This window comes from Pseudomonas sp. AN3A02, from assembly GCF_011765255.1.
Taxonomy (GTDB): domain Bacteria; phylum Pseudomonadota; class Gammaproteobacteria; order Pseudomonadales; family Pseudomonadaceae; genus Aquipseudomonas.
In genome coordinates this window covers 133,846-155,512 of record NZ_JAARNI010000011.1, presented here as the reverse complement: position 1 = coordinate 155,512, position 21,667 = coordinate 133,846, and the positions used below count along the sequence as shown (strand labels likewise).

At 58.8% G+C, this 21,667-nt stretch carries 16 protein-coding genes and 2 tRNA genes; 5 read left to right on the top strand and 13 right to left on the bottom strand.

Annotation, left to right across the window (positions count from 1 at the left end; genetic code table 11):
• Window positions 1-55: 55 nt before the first annotated feature.
• The 5 genes from pgi to HBJ59_RS27390 all read left to right on the top strand — a co-directional run bounded on the left by pgi (window position 56) and on the right by HBJ59_RS27390 (window position 8,747).
• Window positions 56-1,720 carry a glucose-6-phosphate isomerase gene (gene pgi, locus HBJ59_RS27410; protein WP_076013744.1) on the top strand — a complete coding sequence of 555 codons (1,665 nt, stop codon included), beginning with the start codon at window positions 56-58 and terminating at the stop codon, window positions 1,718-1,720.
• A 105-nt stretch (window positions 1,721-1,825) separates the two neighbouring features.
• Window positions 1,826-3,763: an acetate--CoA ligase gene (acs, locus tag HBJ59_RS27405; RefSeq protein WP_167665368.1), complete on the top strand. Its 1,938-nt coding sequence runs from the start codon at window positions 1,826-1,828 to the stop codon at window positions 3,761-3,763.
• A gap of 6 nt (window positions 3,764-3,769) precedes the next feature.
• Complete coding sequence (locus HBJ59_RS27400) at window positions 3,770-4,645, top strand: oxygenase MpaB family protein (protein ID WP_167665367.1); 876 nt, start codon at window positions 3,770-3,772, stop codon at window positions 4,643-4,645.
• Between the two features lie 43 nt (window positions 4,646-4,688).
• On the top strand, window positions 4,689-5,705 hold the full coding sequence (locus HBJ59_RS27395; protein ID WP_076013747.1) for a class I SAM-dependent rRNA methyltransferase: 1,017 nt from the start codon (window positions 4,689-4,691) through the stop codon (window positions 5,703-5,705).
• Between the two features lie 108 nt (window positions 5,706-5,813).
• Window positions 5,814-8,747: a DUF748 domain-containing protein gene (locus HBJ59_RS27390; RefSeq protein ID WP_167665366.1), complete on the top strand. Its 2,934-nt coding sequence runs from the start codon at window positions 5,814-5,816 to the stop codon at window positions 8,745-8,747.
• 331 nt (window positions 8,748-9,078) lie between these two features.
• Here the strand turns inward: HBJ59_RS27390 and HBJ59_RS27385 are convergent, their stop codons facing one another.
• From HBJ59_RS27385 to glmM, 13 genes are all read right to left on the bottom strand, one after another.
• Window positions 9,079-9,699, bottom strand: coding sequence for a BON domain-containing protein (locus tag HBJ59_RS27385; protein ID WP_003212178.1), 621 nt, complete (start codon window positions 9,697-9,699; stop codon window positions 9,079-9,081).
• A 294-nt stretch (window positions 9,700-9,993) separates the two neighbouring features.
• Complete coding sequence (gene pnp, locus HBJ59_RS27380) at window positions 9,994-12,099, bottom strand: polyribonucleotide nucleotidyltransferase (protein WP_076013749.1); 2,106 nt, start codon at window positions 12,097-12,099, stop codon at window positions 9,994-9,996.
• Window positions 12,100-12,293: 194 nt separating this feature from the next.
• Window positions 12,294-12,563 (bottom strand): 30S ribosomal protein S15, encoded by a 270-nt coding sequence (gene rpsO, locus HBJ59_RS27375; protein WP_003176135.1) that lies wholly within the window; start codon window positions 12,561-12,563, stop codon window positions 12,294-12,296.
• Between the two features lie 115 nt (window positions 12,564-12,678).
• Window positions 12,679-13,596 (bottom strand): tRNA pseudouridine(55) synthase TruB, encoded by a 918-nt coding sequence (truB, locus tag HBJ59_RS27370; protein WP_003212182.1) that lies wholly within the window; start codon window positions 13,594-13,596, stop codon window positions 12,679-12,681.
• A gap of 3 nt (window positions 13,597-13,599) precedes the next feature.
• Window positions 13,600-14,001 (bottom strand): 30S ribosome-binding factor RbfA, encoded by a 402-nt coding sequence (gene rbfA, locus HBJ59_RS27365; RefSeq protein ID WP_017478568.1) that lies wholly within the window; start codon window positions 13,999-14,001, stop codon window positions 13,600-13,602.
• A 159-nt stretch (window positions 14,002-14,160) separates the two neighbouring features.
• Complete coding sequence (infB, locus tag HBJ59_RS27360; RefSeq protein WP_076013750.1) at window positions 14,161-16,683, bottom strand: translation initiation factor IF-2; 2,523 nt, start codon at window positions 16,681-16,683, stop codon at window positions 14,161-14,163.
• Between the two features lie 27 nt (window positions 16,684-16,710).
• Window positions 16,711-18,192 (bottom strand): transcription termination factor NusA, encoded by a 1,482-nt coding sequence (gene nusA, locus HBJ59_RS27355; protein ID WP_003212187.1) that lies wholly within the window; start codon window positions 18,190-18,192, stop codon window positions 16,711-16,713.
• A 47-nt stretch (window positions 18,193-18,239) separates the two neighbouring features.
• Window positions 18,240-18,698 (bottom strand): ribosome maturation factor RimP, encoded by a 459-nt coding sequence (gene rimP, locus HBJ59_RS27350; protein WP_159442625.1) that lies wholly within the window; start codon window positions 18,696-18,698, stop codon window positions 18,240-18,242.
• Window positions 18,699-18,838: 140 nt separating this feature from the next.
• A tRNA-Met gene (locus tag HBJ59_RS27345) sits at window positions 18,839-18,915 on the bottom strand.
• 96 nt (window positions 18,916-19,011) lie between these two features.
• Window positions 19,012-19,097 (bottom strand) — tRNA-Leu (locus HBJ59_RS27340).
• Window positions 19,098-19,118: 21 nt separating this feature from the next.
• The gene (gene secG / locus HBJ59_RS27335) at window positions 19,119-19,502 is read right to left on the bottom strand and encodes a preprotein translocase subunit SecG (protein WP_026078118.1); all 384 of its coding nucleotides are present in this window, start codon (window positions 19,500-19,502) and stop codon (window positions 19,119-19,121) included.
• Between the two features lie 4 nt (window positions 19,503-19,506).
• Window positions 19,507-20,262: a triose-phosphate isomerase gene (gene tpiA, locus HBJ59_RS27330; protein ID WP_010174326.1), complete on the bottom strand. Its 756-nt coding sequence runs from the start codon at window positions 20,260-20,262 to the stop codon at window positions 19,507-19,509.
• A 66-nt stretch (window positions 20,263-20,328) separates the two neighbouring features.
• Complete coding sequence (glmM, locus tag HBJ59_RS27325) at window positions 20,329-21,666, bottom strand: phosphoglucosamine mutase (RefSeq protein ID WP_003212196.1); 1,338 nt, start codon at window positions 21,664-21,666, stop codon at window positions 20,329-20,331.
• Window position 21,667 lies beyond the last annotated feature (1 nt).

Below are 21,667 nucleotides of genomic sequence, written 5' to 3'. Positions count from 1 at the left end.
CCGGCTTTAAAGTGTCCTACCAGCAGTCCCAGCAATAAAAAGGAAACCCGCAGCGATGGCGTACTACCGCACCCCTCATGACGTTACCGCTCTGCCCGCCTGGCAAGCGCTCAATCAACATCGCCAAGCCATGCAGGATTTCAGCATGCGCGAAGCCTTTAATGCCGATCCCCAGCGCTTTACCCAGTTCACTTTGAGCAGCTGCGGACTTTTCCTCGATTACTCGAAAAACCTGATCACCAGCGAAACCCGCGACCTGCTGGTAGGCCTGGCCAAGGAAGTCGACCTTCAGGGCGCGATCAAGTCGCTGTTCAACGGCGAGCCGGTCAACTCTTCCGAAGGTCGCCCGGCGCTGCACACCGCGCTGCGTCGCCCGGTCGGCGACAAGCTGTCGGTCAACGGCGTGAACATCATGCCGGACGTGCACAAGGTGCTGAACCAGATCACTGACCTGGTCGGCCGCATCCACGACGGCCTGTGGCGTGGCTACACCGAAAAGCCGATCACCGACGTGGTGAACATCGGCATCGGTGGCTCGTTCCTCGGTCCGGAGCTGGTGTCTGAAGCGCTGTTGTCCTACGCCCACAAAGGCGTGCGCTGCCATTACCTGGCGAACATCGACGGCAGCGAGTTCCACGAGCTGACCATGAAGCTGCGCGCCGAGACCACGCTGTTCATCGTCTCGTCGAAATCCTTCAACACCCTCGAAACCCTGAAAAACGCCCAGGCCGCACGTGCCTGGTACCTGGCCCAGGGTGGCTCGGAAGCCGAGCTGTATCGCCACTTCATCGCCGTTTCGAGCAACAACGCCGCCGCCGTGGCCTTCGGTATTCGCGAAGAAAACATCTTCCCGATGTGGGACTGGGTTGGCGGTCGTTACTCGTTGTGGTCGGCCATCGGCCTGCCGATCGCGCTGGCCATCGGCATGTCCAACTTCAAGGAACTGCTGTCCGGTGCCTACACCATGGACCAGCACTTCCAAACCGCGCCGTTCGAAGCGAACATGCCCGTACTACTGGGCCTGTTGGGCGTGTGGTACGGCAACTTCTGGGGCGCGCAGAGCCACGCGATCCTGCCGTACGACCACTACCTGCGTAACATCACCAAGCACTTGCAACAGCTGGATATGGAATCCAACGGCAAGAGCGTGCGCCAGGACGGTACTCCGGTTTCCACCGACACCGGCCCGGTTATCTGGGGCGGCGTAGGCTGCAACGGTCAGCATGCTTACCACCAGCTGCTGCACCAAGGCACCCAGCTGATTCCGGCCGACTTCATCGTGCCGATCGTCAGCTTCAACCCGGTCTCCGACCACCATCAGTGGCTGTACGCCAACTGCCTGTCCCAGAGCCAGGCACTGATGCTCGGCAAGACCCGCAGCGAAGCTGAAGCCGAGCTGCGCGACAAAGGGATGGACGAGGCCGAAGTGCAGAAGCTGGCACCGCACAAGGTGATCCCGGGCAACCGTCCGAGCAACACCATTGTGGTTGAACGCATCAGCCCTCGCCGCCTCGGCGCGCTGGTGGCCATGTATGAACACAAAGTGTTCGTGCAAAGCGTCATCTGGGGCATCAACGCCTTCGACCAATGGGGCGTGGAGTTGGGCAAGGAGCTGGGCAAAGGCGTCTACAACCGCCTGACCGGCACTGAAGAGCAGCCGGCGGACGACGCGTCCACCCAAGGGTTGATCAACTACTTCCGCGGTCGTCACCGCGGTTGATGTAATGCCTGCAAGGCCAACGTCTGTTTGGACGTTGGCCTTGAACCCGCCTGCCACAGGGTGCATCTTTATTGCTTGTCGCAAAAACAAGAATAAGGATCCCTCATGTTCGATATCAGCACGTTCCCCACCGCCGATGCCGTCCGCCGGGCTGCGCAACTCAGTCAAGAGGACTACCAGCGCCTCTACCGCCAATCCGTCGAACAACCCGATACCTTTTGGGCCGAGCAAGCCAAGCGCTTTCTCGACTGGTCCACGCCTTGGCAAACCGTTCAGAAATCCGACATCAAGACCGGCGCCGCCCAATGGTTTGCCGGCGGCCAACTGAACGTCAGTTACAACTGCATCGACCGCCACCTGGCGCAACGTGCCGACCAGCCGGCCTTCATCTGGGAAGGCGATGATCCTGCAACCTCTTCCAAAATCACCTACCGCCAACTGCACCAAAACGTCAGCCGCCTGGCCAACGTGCTGAAAAGCCGTGGCGTGAAGAAAGGCGACCGGGTGTGTATCTACATGCCGATGATTCCCGAGGCGGCCTACGCGATGCTCGCCTGTACGCGGATCGGCGCGGTGCATTCGGTGGTGTTTGGTGGTTTCTCGCCGGACGCCCTGCGCGACCGTATTCTCGACGCCGACTGCCGCACGGTGATCACCGCCGATGAAGGCGTGCGCGGTGGCAAGCCTGTGGCGCTGAAACAGAATGTCGACAAGGCCCTGGCCAGTTGCCCGGACGTCAGCACAGTGCTGGTGGTGCAGCGCACCGGCGCGGTGGTCAATTGGACCGAAGGCCGCGACCTCAAGTATCAACAGGCCTTGGACGCAGCCAGCGACGACTGCCCGCCCGAGCCGATGGACGCGGAAGACCCGCTGTTTATCCTCTATACCTCCGGCAGCACCGGCAAACCCAAAGGTGTGCTGCATACCACCGGCGGTTACCTGTTGCAGGCTGCGATGACGTTCAAGTACGTGCTCGACTACCGCGACGGCGAAGTATTCTGGTGCACCGCTGATGTCGGCTGGGTCACTGGCCACAGTTATATCGTCTATGGGCCGCTGGCCAATGGCGCCACATCGCTGATGTTCGAGGGTGTGCCGAGTTATCCGGACAGCTCGCGCTTCTGGCAGGTGATCGACAAACACAAGGTCAACATCTTCTACACCGCGCCTACCGCCTTGCGCGCACTGATGCGTGAAGGCCACGGCCCTCTGGAAAATACATCTCGCGCCAGCCTGCGCCTGCTGGGCAGTGTCGGCGAGCCGATCAACCCGGAGGCCTGGGACTGGTACTTCAACGCGGTCGGCGAACAACGCTGCCCGATTGTCGACACCTGGTGGCAGACCGAAACCGGCGGCATCATGCTCAGCCCGCTGGTCAGCGCCCAGCGCATCAAACCCGGCTGCGCTACCCAGCCGATGTTTGGCGTAGTGCCGGTGCTGCTTGATGAGCAAGGCAAGGAAATCAGCGGCGCCGGCAGCGGCGTGCTGGCGATCAAGTCCAGCTGGCCAGGGCAAATCCGCAGCGTGTACGGCGACCCGCAGCGGATGATCGACACCTATTTCAAACCCTACCCCGGCTACTACTTCACCGGCGACGGCGCCCGGCGGGACGAGGACGGCGATTACTGGATCACCGGGCGTATCGATGATGTGATCAACGTGTCCGGGCATCGTATCGGTACCGCCGAGGTGGAAAGCGCCCTGGTGTTGCATGATCAGGTCGCCGAAGCCGCCGTGGTGGGTTATCCCCACGACGTCAAAGGCCAGGGCATCTATGCCTTTGTCACGCCCATGAATGGCGTCGAGCCCGACGATGCGCTGAAAAAGCACTTGCTGGACCTGGTGAGCAAGGAAATCGGCAGCTTCGCCAAGCCCGAACTGATTCAATGGGCACCGGCCTTGCCGAAAACCCGCTCAGGCAAGATCATGCGGCGGATTTTGCGCAAGATTGCCTGCAACGAACTGGACAGCCTGGGAGATACCTCCACCCTGGCCGACCCGAGCGTGGTGGATGGCCTGATCGACAAACGCCTCAACCGATAGGAACCCATGGAATTCATTCGCAGCCGCATCGAAAACCAGCTGATGAGCCTGACCGGCTTGTCGCTCGGCCAACTCGACCTGGAAAACCCCAAGGGCGATCCAGGTCTCTTTGGCCCGAACTCGGTGAGCTGGAAGGTCCATGGCGACTTCAGCAGCATGTTGATTGGCGGCATCAGCGCGCTGATGTTGCAGGCGTTGCACCCGCTGGCCCTGGCCGGCGTGTGGGACCATTCGAACTTTCGGCAAGACATGCTGGGACGGCTACGTCGTACCTCGCAATTTATTTCCGGGACCACGTTTGGTTCGCGCCGCGACGCCGAATGGCTGATCGAGAAAGTGCGCACCATTCACCTGCAAGTGGTGGGGCATGCGCCTGATGGTCGACCGTATGCGGCCAGCGATCCGGAATTGCTGACGTGGGTGCATGTGGCGGAGGTCAGTAACTTTCTGGCGGCCCACCTGCGGTATTGCAACCCGGAACTATCCCCCAGGGATCAAGACCGGTACTACAGCGAAATCGCCCTGGTAGCTGAGCAACTGGGTGCGCGCCATGTGCCGCGCTCACGTCAGGAAATTTCCTACTACCTTGAGCGCATTCGCCCGCAACTGCTGTGTGACGACCGCAGCCACGAAGTGCTGCGTCTGCTGCTGAACGCGCCGTCCCCCAGCACCTTGGCCAAGCCGTTTGGCTCGCTGATGATGCAGGCCGGCATCGACCTGCTGCCGGACTGGGCCAGCGACATGCTCGGGCAGAAGCAAAGCTCGCTGCAACGCCAGATGATTCGCGCCGGGGTCAAGCGCAGCGCGCCAATGCTACGCTGGGCCATGCGCAACGGTTCGGTGCAACGGGCCCACAGGCGAATGGGCCTGCTGGAGCCATAACTGTTAAACTCCCGCGCCCCCATTACTCTGCAAGGCGCGCAACATGTCTTCCTTGAATCAGGCGCTGCGCGCCGCCCTCGATCATCGCCAAGACCTGCTCGCTGAGCTGCATGCCCAAGGCACCGATTGCTATCGCCTGTTCCACGGCAGCCAGGAAGGCGCCGGCGGCCTGACGATCGACCGCTACGGCCCGCAACTGCTGGTGCAAAGCTTTCACCAGTCGCTGGAAAGCGACGACCTGCTGCAACTGCACCAGGCGATCAACCAGTACCTGGGGCTGGAACTGCTGCTGGTCTACAACGACCGCTCCCGGGGCAACTCGCGCATCGACCGTGAAGACACGGTGTACCGCGCAGAACCTGCGGCCCTGGAAGACTTGATCGGCCACGAATGGGACCTCAACTACCGCGTGCGCGGCCGCCATGCAGGGCAAGACCCGCTGCTGTTCCTCGACCTGCGCAACACCCGCGGCTGGGTCAAGGCACACAGCGCCGGTAAAAGCGTGCTGAACCTGTTTGCCTACACCTGTGGCGTAGGCCTGAGCGCGGCTGCCGGTGGCGCCCGTGAGGTGTGCAACCTGGACTTTGCCGAAGGCAATCTCGCGGTCGGTCGCGAAAACGGCCAGCTCAATCCGCAATTGCCGACGATGGAATTCGTGCAGTCCGACTACTTCCCGGCAATCCGCCAACTGGCCGGCCTGCCCATCAGCCAGCGTCGCGGCCAGAAACTGCCGAGTTATCCACGCCTGGAGCAACGCCAATACGACCTGGTACTGCTCGACCCTCCGGCCTGGGCCAAGAGCGCCTTCGGCACCGTCGACCTGCTGCGCGACTATCAGAGCCTGCTCAAGCCGGCACTGCTGGCCACCGCCGACAACGGCGTGCTGATCTGCTGCAACAACCTGGCAAAAGTCAGCATGGACGACTGGCGCGACCAGGTCCTGCGCTGCGCCGAAAAGGCCGGGCGCCCGGTACGTGACTGGCAGATCATGACCCCAGGCGCGGACTTCCCGTCGCAAGACCAGCAGCCCCCGCTGAAGACGCTGATCCTGCAGCTGTAAGATCTGTCCCAAAAGAGCCTGGCCGCAGGAATAAAGGACCGTTGCTTCGGAACCGTAAACCCGTGCCATACTCCAAGGCACTCTTGATTGACATAGATGGCGTCACATATGCCCAAAGGATTGATTCGCGCCGCTGGCGCCTTGCTGACCGCCCTTGCTCTGTACAGTTTGCTGGGCTTCCTTATTCTCCCCGGCATCGCCCTTCGCGTAGCCAACCAACAGTTGGCCAATTACGCCACCGTGCCGGCGCGCATCGAGCGTATCGAGCTCAACCCGTTCAGCCTCGAATTGACCGTATGGGGCCTGAACATCGGTGAGCCTGGCAAGGAGCAAGTAGGCTTTGAACGCCTCTATGCCAACCTGCAGATCGACAGCCTTTGGACCCGCGCCCTGCACCTGGCTGATGTACAGCTCGACAAGCCCAAGACCGAGTTGTTGTTCGACAAGTCCGGCCAACTCAACCTGGCGCAACTGTTCAAATTGCCAGCCAGCGAGCCGACGCCCACCGACCCCAACGCCAAGCCGTTCCCGCTGCGCATCGATAACATCAAGCTGGCAGCCGGCTATGTGCACTTCCAGGATTTGCGCCCCAGCGAACCGATCGAGTTTCTCTACGACAAGCTGGATTTCGAGCTGAAAAACCTCAGCACGCTGCCCGAAGACAACGCTGATATGACGCTGGTTGCGGCCGGCCCTGAAGGCGGGCAGATCGATTGGACCGGTAACTTCAGCCTCATCCCGATTGCCTCCGAGGGCAAACTCAAGGTTACCGACGGCAAGATGAAAGTCTGGTGGCCGTATGTGCGTGATGCGGTGCCGCTGGTTCTGGAAGACGGCATCCTCAATTTCAGCACCGACTACAAGCTGAGCCTGGCCAAGGAAACCGAGCTGAACCTAACCAACGTCGCCCTGAGTGTCGCGCCGTTTGCGATCAAAGCCCCGGATGGCCGGCCACTCGCGCGCCTGGAGAAGCTGGAAGTCAGCGACACCACTGTCGACCTGGCCAAGCAGCAGGTAATTGTCGGCAAGATCCGCAGCAACAAGCTCGAAACCTGGGCAGCCCTTGAAGCAGACGGCCAACTGGATTGGCAGAAACTGTTTGCCAGCCAACCGAGCAAGCCGGCACCCGCCGCCGAGCCTGCCACCGCACCCGCCACCGCCGACTCGCCAAAGCCCGCACCGGCAGCGCCGAGCAAACCATGGCAAGTGCTGCTCAAGGACGTGCAACTGCGCAACTATCAAGTGCATCTGGCGGACCGTTCCGCCAAGCCGGCAGTCGCCCTGGAAGTGGGGCCGCTGAACCTTGACCTGCAGGATTTCGACAGCCTCAACCAAAGCCCGTTTACCCTCAAGCTGGATACCGGCGTAGGCAAACAGGGCAAGCTCCAGGCGACCGGCCAGGTCAACCTGAACCCGGTCAGCGCCAAGCTGAAAGTGGATACCAAGGACATCGACCTGCGCGTCGCCCAGTCCTACATCAGCCCGTTTATCCGCCTGGAACTGCGTAGCGGCATGCTCGGCAGCAACCTCGACGTGAACCTGAAAAGCACCGAGCCTTTGGCGTTCCAGGTGACTGGCCGGGCACAGGTCGATCAGTTGCACACCCTGGACACCTTGAAGACCCGTGACTTCCTGAAATGGCAGCGCCTGGTGCTGGAAGGCGTGAATTATCAACATGGCGACAGCCTGTCGATCGACAAGGTCAACCTGCTGCAGCCCTATGCGCGCTTCATGATCAACGATGACCGCACCACCAACATCGATGACCTGCTGATTCCACAGCCGGCCGACAGCGGCACCAAGTCCGCGGCCAAACCTGCGGCCGGCAAAGAAAAGCCCCTGGGCATTCATATTGGTCAAATTGCGATCAACGACGGCTCGGCCAACTTCGCCGACTTCAGCCTGACCCCGAACTTCGCCACGGCGATTCAACAGCTCAACGGCCAGATCGGCACCATCGACAGTCGCCAGGCCAAGCCAGCGAGCGTCGACATCAAGGGCAAGGTCGACCGTTATGCGCCGGTGACCATCAAGGGCAATGTGAATCCGTTTGACCCAATGGCGGCGCTGGATATCGCCACCAGCTTCAAACGTGTCGAACTGACCAACCTGACGCCCTACTCGGGCAAGTTCGCCGGGTTCCGTATCCGCAAGGGCCGGCTCAACCTGGACCTGCATTACGTCATCACCAAGGGCCAGTTGAAGGCCGAGAACAAGGTGGTGGTCGAGCAGTTGCAACTGGGTGAGAGGGTCGACAGTGCTGATGCCGTGGACCTGCCGATACGCCTGGCGATTGCTCTGCTCAAGGATTCCGACGGCAAGATCTCCATTGAACTGCCGGTGACCGGCGACTTGAACAACCCGCAATTCAGCGTGATGCCGATTGTCTGGCAGACCCTGCGTAACCTGGTGGTACGCGCGGCCACAGCGCCCTTCAAGTTCATTGGCGGGTTGGTTAGCGGTGGTGGTGCACAAGACCTAGGCAACGTGTCGTTCGTCGCAGGTTCCAGCGAGCTGAGCAAGGATTCCCAGTCGGCACTGGACAGCCTGGCCAAGGCCCTTAAGGAGCGCCCGGCCCTGCGCCTGGAGATCGAAGGCACCGCCGCTGCCAGCAGTGACGGTCCGCTGTTGGCCGCACAGCGGCTGGAACGCGAATACCAGTACAACTACTACAAGATCCTCCAGCGCCGTGGCGATAAGGTCCCGGCCCAGGCGTCACTGCTTGAAGTCCCGGAAAAGGAAAAGGCGCCGCTGCTGGAAGGCATCTACCGTACCCGCCTGAAACAACAGCCGCCGGCAGAGTGGAAAGACCTGAGCAGTGACGAGCGCACCGCCAAGCTGCGGGACGGTGTGATCAAGTTCTGGAGTGGCAGTGACGTGTTGCTGCGCCAACTGGGCCAGGACCGCGCCAGCGCGATCAAGGACTACCTGGTGGACAAGGGCCAGCTGGAAGATGATCGGGTTTACTTTATCGATGCAAACCTTGGGGAAACGGAGAAAGATGGTCGGGTGGTGACACCGATGCATCTGGATGCCGAATAACCCGGCGCCCGCTGAGCACCTGTGGCGAGGGGGCTTGTCCCCCGTTGGGCCGCGCAGCGGCCCCTATCAGGGCGTCGCGGTCATTCAGGCAGGTCACCGTCGTCATACCAAGGGGCCGCTACGCGGCCCAACGGGGGACAAGCCCCCTCGCCACAAGAGCCTCGCTAACCTCCCCACTTTTCTACCCACAATAGAACAGGCCCCGGCACAAGTGCCGGGGCCTGTAATGACCACATCCGTGTGGTCGGTCGCATGAACCTGTGAGGTGCATTGAGCGGATATCTAACTCGCTCGTGGCCGCCTCTGCCTAGCTCAGGCGATTCGTTAAACGTTACTCTGCTTTCAGGCCATCGGCCGATACAGCTTTAACGCCTTTGATTTTCTTGGTGATGTTCACCGCGGTGGTTTTCTGCGCTTCAGTGACCGCTACGGTCGAAGACAGGGAAACTACACCTTTGTTGGTTTCGACTTTGATGTCGGTGCCAGGAATGCCTTTCTCGGTTACCAGGTCAGCTTTCACTTTGGTGGTAATCCAAGTGTCCGAGGTGGACTCTTTGGCGCCAGCAGCTGCGCTTTTGGTTTTGTCGACGTTATCAGCCTTGGTAGCGCCGCCAGCCATCAGGCCGTCAGCCGAAACTGCGGTTACGCCTTTGATTTTTTTGGTGATTGCTACAGCAGTGGCTTTCTGCGCGTCGGAGATAGCGACTGTCGAGGACAGGGAAACCACACCTTTGTTGGTTTCGACCTTAATGTCCGAACCAGGAATACCTTTCTCGGTCAGCAGGTCAGCTTTGACTTTGGTGGTGATCCAGGTATCCGAAGTGGACTCTTTAGCCTTGGTGACTTCACCGGCCGCCAACGTCATTGGGGCTTGGGAAGTCTGAGCAAAGGCTACGTTAGCACCCATGGCCAGGGTCAGAGCGGTAGCAGTAGCGAGAGCGAACTTCTTCATACGAGTAACTCCTGTTTTATTAAAAGTCTGCAGTACGTAAACCTTGATGCTGCAGCGTTAACAGGGATATTGCAGGCAGTGTGCCAACTCCAGACTCGCGATTAAACCCTTATAAAACAATACGTTATGAAAACAGGCTATTTTCGAAATCGTGCAACTTGCATGAAGAAGACCGTGCCTGCATGCAAGTTGCGGCTTTTGAGATTGGCTAAACGCCTGATTTCGCGACACTTTCCCGCAGGCATAAAAAAGGACTCCGAAGAGTCCTTTTTTCAGCTTACAGCGACGGGGTGATTAAACGCCCGAAGCCTTGGCTGCTGCTACGTCCTTGATGGACAGCTTGATACGGCCGCGGTTGTCCACGTCCAGTACCAGCACTTCCACTTCCTGGCCTTCTTTCAGGATGTCGGTCACTTTCTCAACGCGAGCATCGCTCAGCATGGAGATGTGAACCAGACCGTCCTTGCCAGGCAGGATGTTGACGAATGCGCCGAAGTCGACGATGCGCTCAACCTTACCGACGTAGATCTTGCCGATCTCGGCTTCAGCGGTAATACCCAGGACGCGCTGACGTGCAGCTTCAGCCGCTTCCTTGGTTTCGCCGAAGATCTTAATCGAGCCGTCGTCTTCGATGTCGATCGAAGCCTTGGTCTCTTCACAGATCGCACGAATGGTCGCGCCGCCTTTACCGATAACATCACGGATTTTGTCGGTGTCGATTTTCATCGCGATCATGGTCGGAGCATTTTCCGACAGTTCGGTGCGGGACTGACCAATGATCTGGTTCATCTGACCGAGGATGTTCAGGCGCGCTTCCAGGGCTTGGCCCAGAGCGATTTCCATGATTTCTTCGGTGATGCCCTTGATCTTGATGTCCATCTGCAGCGCGGTAACACCTTTGGCGGTACCGGCTACTTTGAAGTCCATGTCGCCGAGGTGGTCTTCGTCACCCAGGATGTCGGTCAGGATGGCGAACTTCTCGCCTTCTTTAACCAGACCCATGGCGATACCGGCAACAGGTGCCTTCATCGGTACGCCAGCGTCCATCAGAGCCAGGGAAGCACCGCAGACCGAAGCCATGGAGCTGGAACCGTTGGACTCGGTGATTTCCGACACAACACGAATGGTGTACGGGAACACGTCAGCGGCAGGCAGCATCGCAGCAATCGAACGACGGGCCAGACGGCCGTGACCGATTTCACGACGACCAGCGCCACCCATGCGGCCACACTCACCTACCGAGAACGGAGGGAAGTTGTAGTGCAGCATGAACGGGTCTTTTTTCTCGCCTTCCAGGGTGTCCAGCAGCTGTGCGTCACGGGCAGTACCCAGCGTCGCGACTACCAGAGCCTGGGTTTCACCACGGGTGAACAGGGCCGAACCGTGGGTTTTTGGCAGAACGCCGACTTCGATGTTCAGCGGACGTACGGTGCGAGTGTCGCGGCCGTCGATACGTGGCTTGCCGTTAACGATGTTTTCGCGAACGGTGCGGTATTCGATTTCGCCGAAGGCTGCTTTGACTTCGCTGGAAGAAGGCTGGCCTTCTTCACCGGACAGCTTGGCAACAACCTGGTCCTTCAACTCACCCAGGCGAGCGTAACGGTCGGCCTTGATGGTGATGGTGTAGGCGTCGGAGATAGCGGTGCCGAACTCGGAGCGGATAGCGCCCAGCAGTGCGGTGGCTTCTGGCTGAGGAGCCCAGGTCCAGGTTGGCTTGGCAGCTTCAGCGGCCAGTTCTTTAACCGCGTTGATCACAACCTGGAACTCGTCGTGAGCAAACAGTACTGCGCCCAGCATCTGGTCTTCGGTCAGCTCTTTGGCTTCCGATTCAACCATCAGAACGGCTTCCGAAGTACCGGCAACGACCATGTCCAGGCTCGAAGCTTTCTGTTGTTCGTAAGTCGGGTTCAGCAGGTAGCCGGTGCTTTCGTGGAACGCAACACGGGCAGCGCCGATCGGGCCATCGAAAGGAATACCGGAGATGGCCAGGGCAGCCGAGGTACCGATCATCGCAGCGACGTCCGGATCGGTCTTCTTGCTGGTGGAAACGACGGTGCAGACAACCTGCACTTCGTTCATGAAGCCTTCTGGGAACAGCGGACGGATCGGACGGTCGATCAGTCGGGAAGTCAGGGTTTCTTTCTCGGAAGGACGGCCTTCGCGCTTGAAGAAACCACCAGGGATCTTACCGGCAGCGTAAGTCTTTTCCTGGTAGTGAACGGAAAGAGGGAAGAAGCCTTTGCTTGGGTCAGCGGTCTTGGCGCCTACAACGGTCACCAATACGGTGACGTCGTCGTCAACGGTAACCAGCACTGCGCCGGAGGCTTGACGGGCGATACGGCCTGTCTCGAGGGTAACGGTCGACTGACCGAACTGGAATTTTTTGATAACCGGGTTCACGGTGTCCTACCTTCTTTGTGGCTCTTGGGGAACTTGTCTTCTTGCGAAATTCTTGGGCAATGTCGGGAATCGGCCCAACGCCTGTCCAGGGTAAAACGTGTATCCAGATAAAACTTGAGGCTGGAAGCCTGCCATGGGCCAGCGGGAAACCCACTGACACACGACAGCCAACCAACCTCTAGCGCAATCGCTTATTAGCGACGCAGACCCAGGCGACCGATCAGAGCCTGATAACGACCCAGATCCTTGCCTTTCAGGTAGTCCAGCAGCTTACGACGCTGGTTTACCATGCGGATCAGACCACGACGGGAGTGGTGATCTTTACCGTTGGCCTTGAAGTGACCTTGCAGCTTGTTGATGTTGTGGGTCAGCAGTGCAACTTGCACTTCTGGCGAACCAGTGTCACCAACAGCTTGCTGGTAGTCAGCTACGATTTGAGCTTTTTCTTGAACGTCGAGAGCCATGAGGCAATCCTTTTTTCAGGAAACCACCCAAAGGGCGGTTTCAACAGGCCAGGGACAAATCCCTGTATCTAAAAATGAGTAGTGACCGTGCCTGTTAACAGCCACCCTCGTTCGGTCATTCTGACCGAATCAGTCGACGCGGCGCGATGCGCCCGTCTTCGCTCACTTCACCGATACCGATAAAGCGACCGTTGTGATCTTGTACCCGCACCATGCCGAACTTCGGGGCATCCGGTGCACGTACTGGCTGGCCGTTAAGCCAGTAAAACGCGCTGTGCTCCGAGAAGTGCAGCAATGGCCAATCCAGCAAACCGCTGTCCGATGGCATCAGGAAGCGATCAACCGCTTCGTTGCCGCCTTCGGCATGTACCGCTTCCAGCTCTTCCAGCGTGACCGTCTGGGCCAGGGTGAAAGGGCCTGCCTGGGTGCGTCGCAGTTCTGCAACGTATGCGCCACAGCCTAGTTGCTCACCGATATCTTCCACAAGGGTACGGATATAGGTGCCTTTGCTGCAGTCCACCGCCAACCGGGCAGTGTCGCCTTCAGCGGCGAGCAATTCCAAGCGCGCAATAGTAACAGAACGCGGTTCGCGCTCCACCACTTCACCTGCACGTGCCAGCTTGTAAAGCGGCTGGCCATCACGCTTGAGAGCCGAGTACATCGGCGGTATCTGACTGATTTGCCCACGAAAAGCAGGTAAGGCAGCCTCGATATCAGCACGACCAACGGTCACTTCGCGAACCTGCAAAACATCACCTTCGGCGTCTGCCGTGGTGGTGGTCTTGCCCAGTTGCATCAGGGTTTCGTAACCCTTGTCGGAATCGAGCAGGTATTGCGAAAACTTGGTGGCCTCGCCAAAGCACAACGGCAACACGCCGGTGGCCAAAGGGTCGAGGCTGCCGGTGTGCCCTGCCTTCTCGGCATTGAGCAGCCAGCGGACCTTCTGCAACGCCGCATTGGAGGTAAAGCCAATGGGCTTGTCCAGCAGAATGATGCCGCTGACGTTACGACGGATACGTTTGACCTGAGCCACCGACTACTCCTTGGCGTCTTCAGGCGTGGCGGATACCGGGTGCTGATTGTCTTCAGCCACGGCCCGCTCGATCAGTGCCGACAGGTGCGCGCCACGCACGACGCTTTCGTCGTAGTGGAAGTGCAACTGAGGGACGCTGCGCAGCTTCATCTCACGGGCCAACTGCATGCGCAGGAAGCCTGCGGCAGAGTTGAGCACCTTGATGCTTTGCGCGATTTCTTCGCTGCTGTCCTGGCCCATCACGGTGATGAAGATCTTGGCGTGACCAACGTCACGGCTGACTTCAACGGCGGTGATGGTGACCAGGCCAACACGTGGGTCTTTTACTTCACGACGGATCAGCTGTGCCAGCTCACGCTGCATCTGATCGCCGATACGTTGGGTACGGCTGTATTCTTTTGCCATGTCTTGTTACCTGTTACTGCCACACGGTGAAACCCGTGGGGTCTGAAAGCGGCAAACGCCCGGCCTGACAAAAGCCAGACCGGGCGTTGCGTTTAGAGTCCGAACACGGCGCCAGGCATTTGCATGCCAGGGCGCCGCGTGGCCCTTGAAGTGCGCGAGTTAGAGGCTGCGAGCAACCTGAACCTTCTCGTAGACTTCGATCTTGTCACCCGCTTTGACGTCGTTGTAGCTCTTGACGCCGATACCGCATTCCATGCCGGCACGTACTTCGGAAGCGTCATCCTTGAAGCGGCGCAGGGATTCCAGCTCGCCTTCGAAGATAACGATGTCTTCACGCAGCACACGGATTGGACGGTTACGGTGCACAACACCTTCGATAACCATGCAACCGGCGATCGCGCCGAATTTCGGCGAGCGGAACACGTCACGCACCTCGGCCACACCCAGGATGTTCTCCCGGACGTCGCTGCCAAGCATGCCGGTGAGGGCTTTCTTGACGTCTTCGATAATGTCGTAGATGACGTTGTAGTAACGCATGTCCAGGCCTTCCTGCTCGACGATCTTCCGTGCGCCAGCATCGGCACGCACGTTGAAGCCGAACAGTACAGCGTTGGAAGCCAGTGCCAGGTTGGCGTCGGATTCGGTGATACCACCGACACCGCCACCGACAACACGCACTTGCACTTCGTCGTTACCCAGGCCATTCAAGGCGCCGTTCAACGCTTCGAGGGAACCACGAACGTCAGATTTGAGGACGATGTTAAGCGTCTTCTTCTCTGCCTGGCCCATGTTCTCGAAGATGTTTTCCAGCTTGCCGGCGTGAGCACGGGCCAGCTTGACTTCGCGGAACTTGCCTTGACGGAACAGAGCCACTTCACGGGCTTTCTTCTCGTCCGACAGCACGCTCATCTCGTCGCCAGCGTCCGGGGTACCGTCCAGGCCGAGGATCTCGACAGGGATGGAAGGACCGGCTTCCTTGATTGGCTTGCCGTTCTCGTCGAGCATGGCACGTACACGGCCGTAGTTCGAACCGACCAGGACCATGTCGCCTTGGCGCAGGGTACCGTCTTGAACCAGAACGGTTGCAACCGGGCCACGACCTTTGTCGAGACGCGATTCAACCACAACACCACGACCCGGGGCCGATGGAGTTGCTTTCAGTTCGAGAACTTCGGCTTGCAGCAGAACAGCTTCGAGCAGTTCGTCTACACCGGTACCGACTTTCGCCGAAACCGAAACGAATGGCGTATCACCGCCCCACTCTTCAGAAGTCACGCCGTGAACCGACAGCTCGCTACGGATGCGATCGAGATCGGCGCCCGGCTTGTCGATTTTGTTCACTGCAACAACCAGTGGAACACCAGCGGCCTTGGCGTGCTGGACAGCTTCAATGGTCTGCGGCATTACGCCGTCGTCCGCTGCAACTACCAGGATCACGATGTCAGTAGCCTTGGCACCACGGGCACGCATGGCGGTAAACGCAGCGTGACCAGGGGTGTCGAGGAAGGTGACCATGCCGCGTTCGGTTTCAACGTGGTATGCACCGATGTGCTGGGTGATGCCGCCGGCTTCGCCTGCAGCTACCTTGGCACGACGGATATAGTCGAGCAGCGAAGTCTTACCATGGTCAACGTGGCCCATTACGGTCACGACTGGCGCACGGGAGAAGGTCTCGCCTTCAAACTTCAGGGACTCGGCCAGGGAATCTTCCAGGGCGGTGTCGCTGACCAGGGTCACTTTGTGGCCCAGCTCTTCAGCAACCAGTTGGGCAGTTTCCTGATCCAGTACCTGGTTGATGGTCGCTGGGGTACCCAGTTTGAACATGAACTTGATGATTTCAGCAGCCTTGACCGACATCTGATTGGCGAGGTCGCCAACAGTGATGGTCTCGCCGATCTGCACATCACGCACGACAGGGCCGGTTGGGCTCTGGAAACCGTGGGCGTTGCGTTTTTTCAGCTTGGCCTTGCCGCGACCACCGCGACGGAAGCTGTCGCTTTCTTCGTCGGTAGTACGTGGAGCAACGCGTGGCGCTGGCGCCTTCTCTTTGACCGAAGCACGATGTGGAGCGTTTTTGCGCTCACCATCGCCACTGCCACGACGATTGTTATCGTCGGCACGTGGTTTGTCCGGACGACGAGGCTCTTCGCGTTTGCGAGCGTCGGCTGCAGGAGCAGGCGCGGCGGCAACCGGAGCGGCCTCACGAACAGCTTCTACAGGCGCGCTAGGCGCGGCAACTGCGTCAGTGTTAGCAGGTTGCGCAGCAGCAGGCTGGCGACGCGCTTCTTCTTCGGCGCGACGCTTGGCTTCTTCTTCAGCCTTCTGACGAGCAGCATTTTCTACTGCGCGACGTTCTTCCAGGTCGCGTTTGCGCTCGGCTTCGATTTCTTCCGGGCTGCGCTGTACGAAGACTTTCTTCTTGCGTACTTCAACGCTGATGCTCTTGCTACCAGCAACACGCAGGGTGCTGGTGGTTTTGCGCTGCAATGTAATCTTGCGCGGTTCTTCCACTTTCGCCTTGTGGCTGCTCTTCAAGTGAGTCAGCAAAGACTGCTTCTCACTATCGCTCACACCTTCGTCGGCGGCGGTGTGCGGCAGACCTGCCTCACGCATCTGCTGCAACAGGCGCTCTACCGGTGTTTTGACCTCATCGGCCAGTTGTTTCACCGTGACTTGCGTCATGCACTTCTCTCCTCAGGCCGCGCCTAATTACTCGAACCAATGGGCTCGGGCGGCCATGATCAACTTGCCGGCACGATCATCGTCAATGCCGTCGATGTCGAGCAGGTCGTCAATAGACTGCTCGGCCAGGTCTTCGCGGGTAATTACGCCGCGCACCGCCAGTTCCATCGCCAAATCCTTGTCCATACCCTCAAGCGAGAGCAGGTCTTCGGCCGGATGGGCGTCTGCCAGCTTTTCCTCAGTAGCGATGGCTTTAGTCAACAAACGATCCTTGGCCCGAGCGCGAAGCTCGTTGACGGTGTCTTCGTCAAAGCCGTCGATGTTGAGCATTTCTTCCAACGGTACGTAGGCAATCTCTTCCAGGCTGGTAAAGCCTTCATCTACCAGCACCTGTGCCAGGTCTTCGTCGACTTCCAGCTCGTCGATGAAGTTGCGCAGGATGTCACCGGTTTCTGCTTGCTGCTTAGCCTGGATGTCCGATTCGGTCATCACGTTCAGGGTCCAGCCGGTCAACTGGCTGGCCAAACGTACGTTCTGACCACCGCGACCGATGGCCTGAGCCAGATTGTCTGCGCCAACGGCGATGTCCATTGCATGGGCATCCTCGTCAACGATAATTGCCGCCACTTCAGCTGGCGACATTGCGTTGATCACAAACTGCGCCGGGTTATCGTCCCACAGGACGATGTCCACACGCTCACCGCCCAATTCGCCCGACACTGCCTGGACGCGCGAACCGCGCATACCAATGCAAGCACCTTGCGGGTCGATGCGTTTGTCCTTGGAGCGGACCGCGATCTTGGCGCGCGAACCCGGATCGCGGGACGCAGCCATGACTTCGATCAGGCCTTCGGCAATTTCCGGCACTTCGATGCGGAACAACTCGATCAGCATTTCCGGCGCGGTACGCGACAGGATCAACTGAGGGCCGCGGTTCTCGGTGCGGATTTCCTTGAGCAGCGCACGCAAACGCACGCCAACCCGGAAAGTTTCGCGAGAAATGATGTCTTCGCGGGCCAGCAACGCTTCAGCGTTGTTACCCAGGTCGACGATCACGTTGTCGCGGGTGACCTTTTTCACGGTGCCGGAGATGATTTCACCCAGGCGCTCGCGATAAGCGTCAACGACTTGAGCGCGCTCGGCTTCGCGGACCTTCTGCACGATGACTTGCTTGGCAGTCTGTGCAGCGATGCGGCCGAACTCGATGGACTCGATCTTTTCTTCGACGACATCACCGACCTGGGCGCCCGGATGCGTTTCAGCAACCTTGCTCGGCCAGGTTTCGATGGCCGGATCATCAAGATCGGCTTCTTCGACGACCGTCCAGCGACGGAAAGTCTCGTAGGCACCGGTGTGGCGGTTAATTTCCACACGCAGATCAACTTCGTCTTCAAAACGCTTTTTGGTAGCAGTGGCCAGGGCCAGCTCCAGCGCTTCAAAAATCACGTTTGCCGGTACGCCCTTTTCATTGGATACCGACTCAACAACCAGCAGTACTTCTTTGCTCATCGTACGCCTCGCCTTTCGCAAGCCATTGGATCCGCGGGATCCGCGTCTCAGTCAAAACTGGGAATAATGTTGGCCTTGTCGATCATATCGATCGGCAACAGGAACTCATGGTCTTCTACCTGCACCACGACGTCCTGCTCTTCTACACCGCGCAGAAGGCCCTGAAAGTTGCGTCGCCCTTCAAAGGGAGAACGCAGCTTGATCTTCACTTGTTCACCGGCAAATTTTGCAAACTGATCAATAGTGAACAGTGGGCGTTCCATGCCAGGCGAGGAAACTTCGAGGGTGTATTCAACGGAGATCGGATCTTCAACATCCAGGACACCGCTGATCTGACGGCTGACAATGGCACAATCGTCCACCAGCACGCCGCCCTCTTTATCGATATAAACGCGCAACATTGAGTGGCGACCTTGAGCCGAAAACTCAATACCCCAGCATTCATAGCCTAGGGCCACGATCACCGGGGCCAACAAGGCCTGCAACTCTTCTAGCTTGCTCGACACCTGAACCCCCTCGTGCATGTATGTGCATGCTGTGCAAAATAAAAAAATGGGCGAAACGCCCATCCTTGAAACGCCGTCGAACAGCGGCGTTGAAAGTGTCCAGCTAACAAAAAGCCCCTTAAAAGGGGCTCCGCTAAAACTGGTTGCGGGGGCCGGATTTGAACCGACGACCTTCGGGTTATGAGCCCGACGAGCTACCAGACTGCTCCACCCCGCGACAAAGCTGGGGCGGAAGTATACGACCGATCCCTTACAGGGTCAATGTAACCTTCCACCTACAAGAAAGCCCGCAACAGCGGGCTCTCCTGATAATTGGTACCGAGAAGGGGACTCGAACCCCTACACCCTATAGGCACAACCACCTCAAGGTTGCGTGTCTACCAATTCCACCACCTCGGCAATACAGCGTTTACAACCTTCTTACTTCTGCTCTTGAGCTGGAGGTACGTCAGTCGCTGGAGTAGCCGACTTTTGCTCTTGAAGCACCGGGACATCATCAGAAGCCGGTTTTGCTTTTGGTACTTCCAACACTGCTGGGTTTGGGAGACCTACTTGAGTCAGCACATGAGCTTTCTCTTTAGCAAAGTAACCTAACCCCAAGCTGGTTATGAAGAAACCGGCGGCAAGTATAGCAGTAAACTTACTAAGAAAGGTAGAGGAACCTTGGCTTCCGAACACAGTATTTGAAGCACCTGCCCCGAAAGACGCACCGGCGTCCGCACCTTTACCCTGCTGCAGCAAAACCAGAGCAACTACGCCCAGTGCACCCAGCAGATGAAAAACAACGATGACTGTTTCCAGCATTTTTTCAGTTTCCCGCGGCGCGACAAATCGCACCGAACTCATCTGCATTCAAGGAAGCTCCACCAATGAGCCCCCCATCGATATCCGGCATGCCGAACAGTTCGACCGCATTGGCCGCCTTCACGCTGCCGCCGTATAGAAGCCGCACACCTCGTGCGACCTCAGAATTCTCTGCCGCCAACTGCGCGCGGATGGCTGCGTGCACATCCTGCGCCTGTTGCGGCGAAGCAGTCAGCCCGGTGCCAATGGCCCAGACCGGCTCGTAAGCGATTACTGCATTTGCAAAGGCACCGACTCCCAGCTCCTCGATGATACTGCCCAGCTGACGCCCGACAACCTCAAGAGTTTTACCGGACTCACGCTGCTCAAGGGTCTCCCCTATGCACAACACCGGAATCAAGCCACAAGCCTGTGCCGCCGCGAATTTGCGATTGAGTGTCCCATCACGCTCGCCCATGATCTGGCGGCGCTCGGAGTGCCCAACAAGCACCAGGGAACAACCCGCATCAACCAGCTGACTCGGCGCAATCTCACCGGTCAACGCACCTTGCATGGATTCCACCGCAGAGTTCTGCGCGCCGACCTGAATCGACTTACCTTTCAAGCCATCAATCACTTGATTGATATACAAGCAAGGCGGGAATACCGCGACATCAACACCGCCAGGCAAGGCCAAGTGACGAAGGCCGTTGATCAGCTCAGCGACACTGGCGCGGGTACCGTGCATCTTCCAGTTACCAGCTACCATAGTGCGACGCATGCTGTACCTCGTCGGTCAAAGTGGGCGCAGATGTTACCCAACCACATCATCACTGGCAAGCCGAATTCAGGCGCAAACTTCAGTTACCAGTTTTGCCAGCTCTTCGGCATAGCCGCGAACCTGTGTTTCGTCCTCGCCTTCGACCATGACACGCACCAAAGGCTCGGTACCCGACTTGCGCAACAAGACCCGACCACGACCCGCCATCGCAGCAGTGACGCGCTCACTGGCCTCTTTCACGGCCGGATGCTCGATAGGATTGTCACCGCCCGCAAAGCGCACGTTGAGCAGTACTTGAGGGCACTTGCGCAGTGCCTGGCGCGCCTGGGCCAGGCTTTCTTCGCGACGACGCAGCGCCAGCAGCACCTGCAGCGCGGCGATGATCGCATCTCCGGTAGTCGTGTGCTGGAAGCAGACGATATGACCAGAGTTTTCGCCACCCACCTGCCAATTACGCTCCAGCAGATCAGCAATCACGTAGCGGTCACCGACATTGGCGCGCACAAACGGAATACCCAGATCTGCCAGGGCCAGCTCCAGCCCTAGATTGCTCATCAAGGTGCCGACGACACCGCCTTGCAGCTTGTTACGCTCGTGCAAGTCGCGGGCAATGATGAACAACAGGTCGTCGCCATCAACAATTGCGCCCGTATGGTCGACCATCAAGACCCGGTCACCATCACCATCGAACGCGATGCCCAGGTCAGCATGTTCAGCCAGTACAGCCGCCTGCAACTGCCCCATATGGGTCGAGCCGCAATTGTCGTTGATGTTCAAGCCATTCGGCTGGGCCGACAGCACAGTAACGTCTGCGCCAAGCTCCTTGAACACACTCGGAGCCACTTTGTAGGTCGCGCCGTGAGCACAGTCGATGACGACTTTCAGTCCGGCAAAATTGGTACTGCTTGGCACGCTGCTTTTGCAGAATTCGATGTAACGACCAGAAGCGTCGTTAATCCGCGAAACCTTGCCCAGCTTGCTCGATTCGACGACGGTCATCGGCGCATCCAGCAACTCTTCGATCATGTGCTCGATCTCGTCCGGCAGCTTGGTGCCCTGGCCCGAGAAGAACTTGATACCGTTGTCATCGTGAGGATTGTGCGAAGCACTGATCACAATACCGGCTTCAGCGTGGAAGGTACGCGTCAGGTAAGCGATCGCCGGCGTAGGCATCGGCCCCAGCAGCATCACATCAGCGCCGGCAGCAGACAGACCCGCCTCCAGCGCGGACTCAAACATGTAACCCGAGATACGCGTGTCTTTGCCCACCAGGATGCGGCAGGCACCCATGCTGCGGAACGCCATCCCGGCAGCCCAGCCCAGCTTGAGCATGAAATCGGGAGTAATCGGAAATTCGCCGACCCGACCGCGAATGCCATCGGTGCCAAAATACTTTTTAGTCATA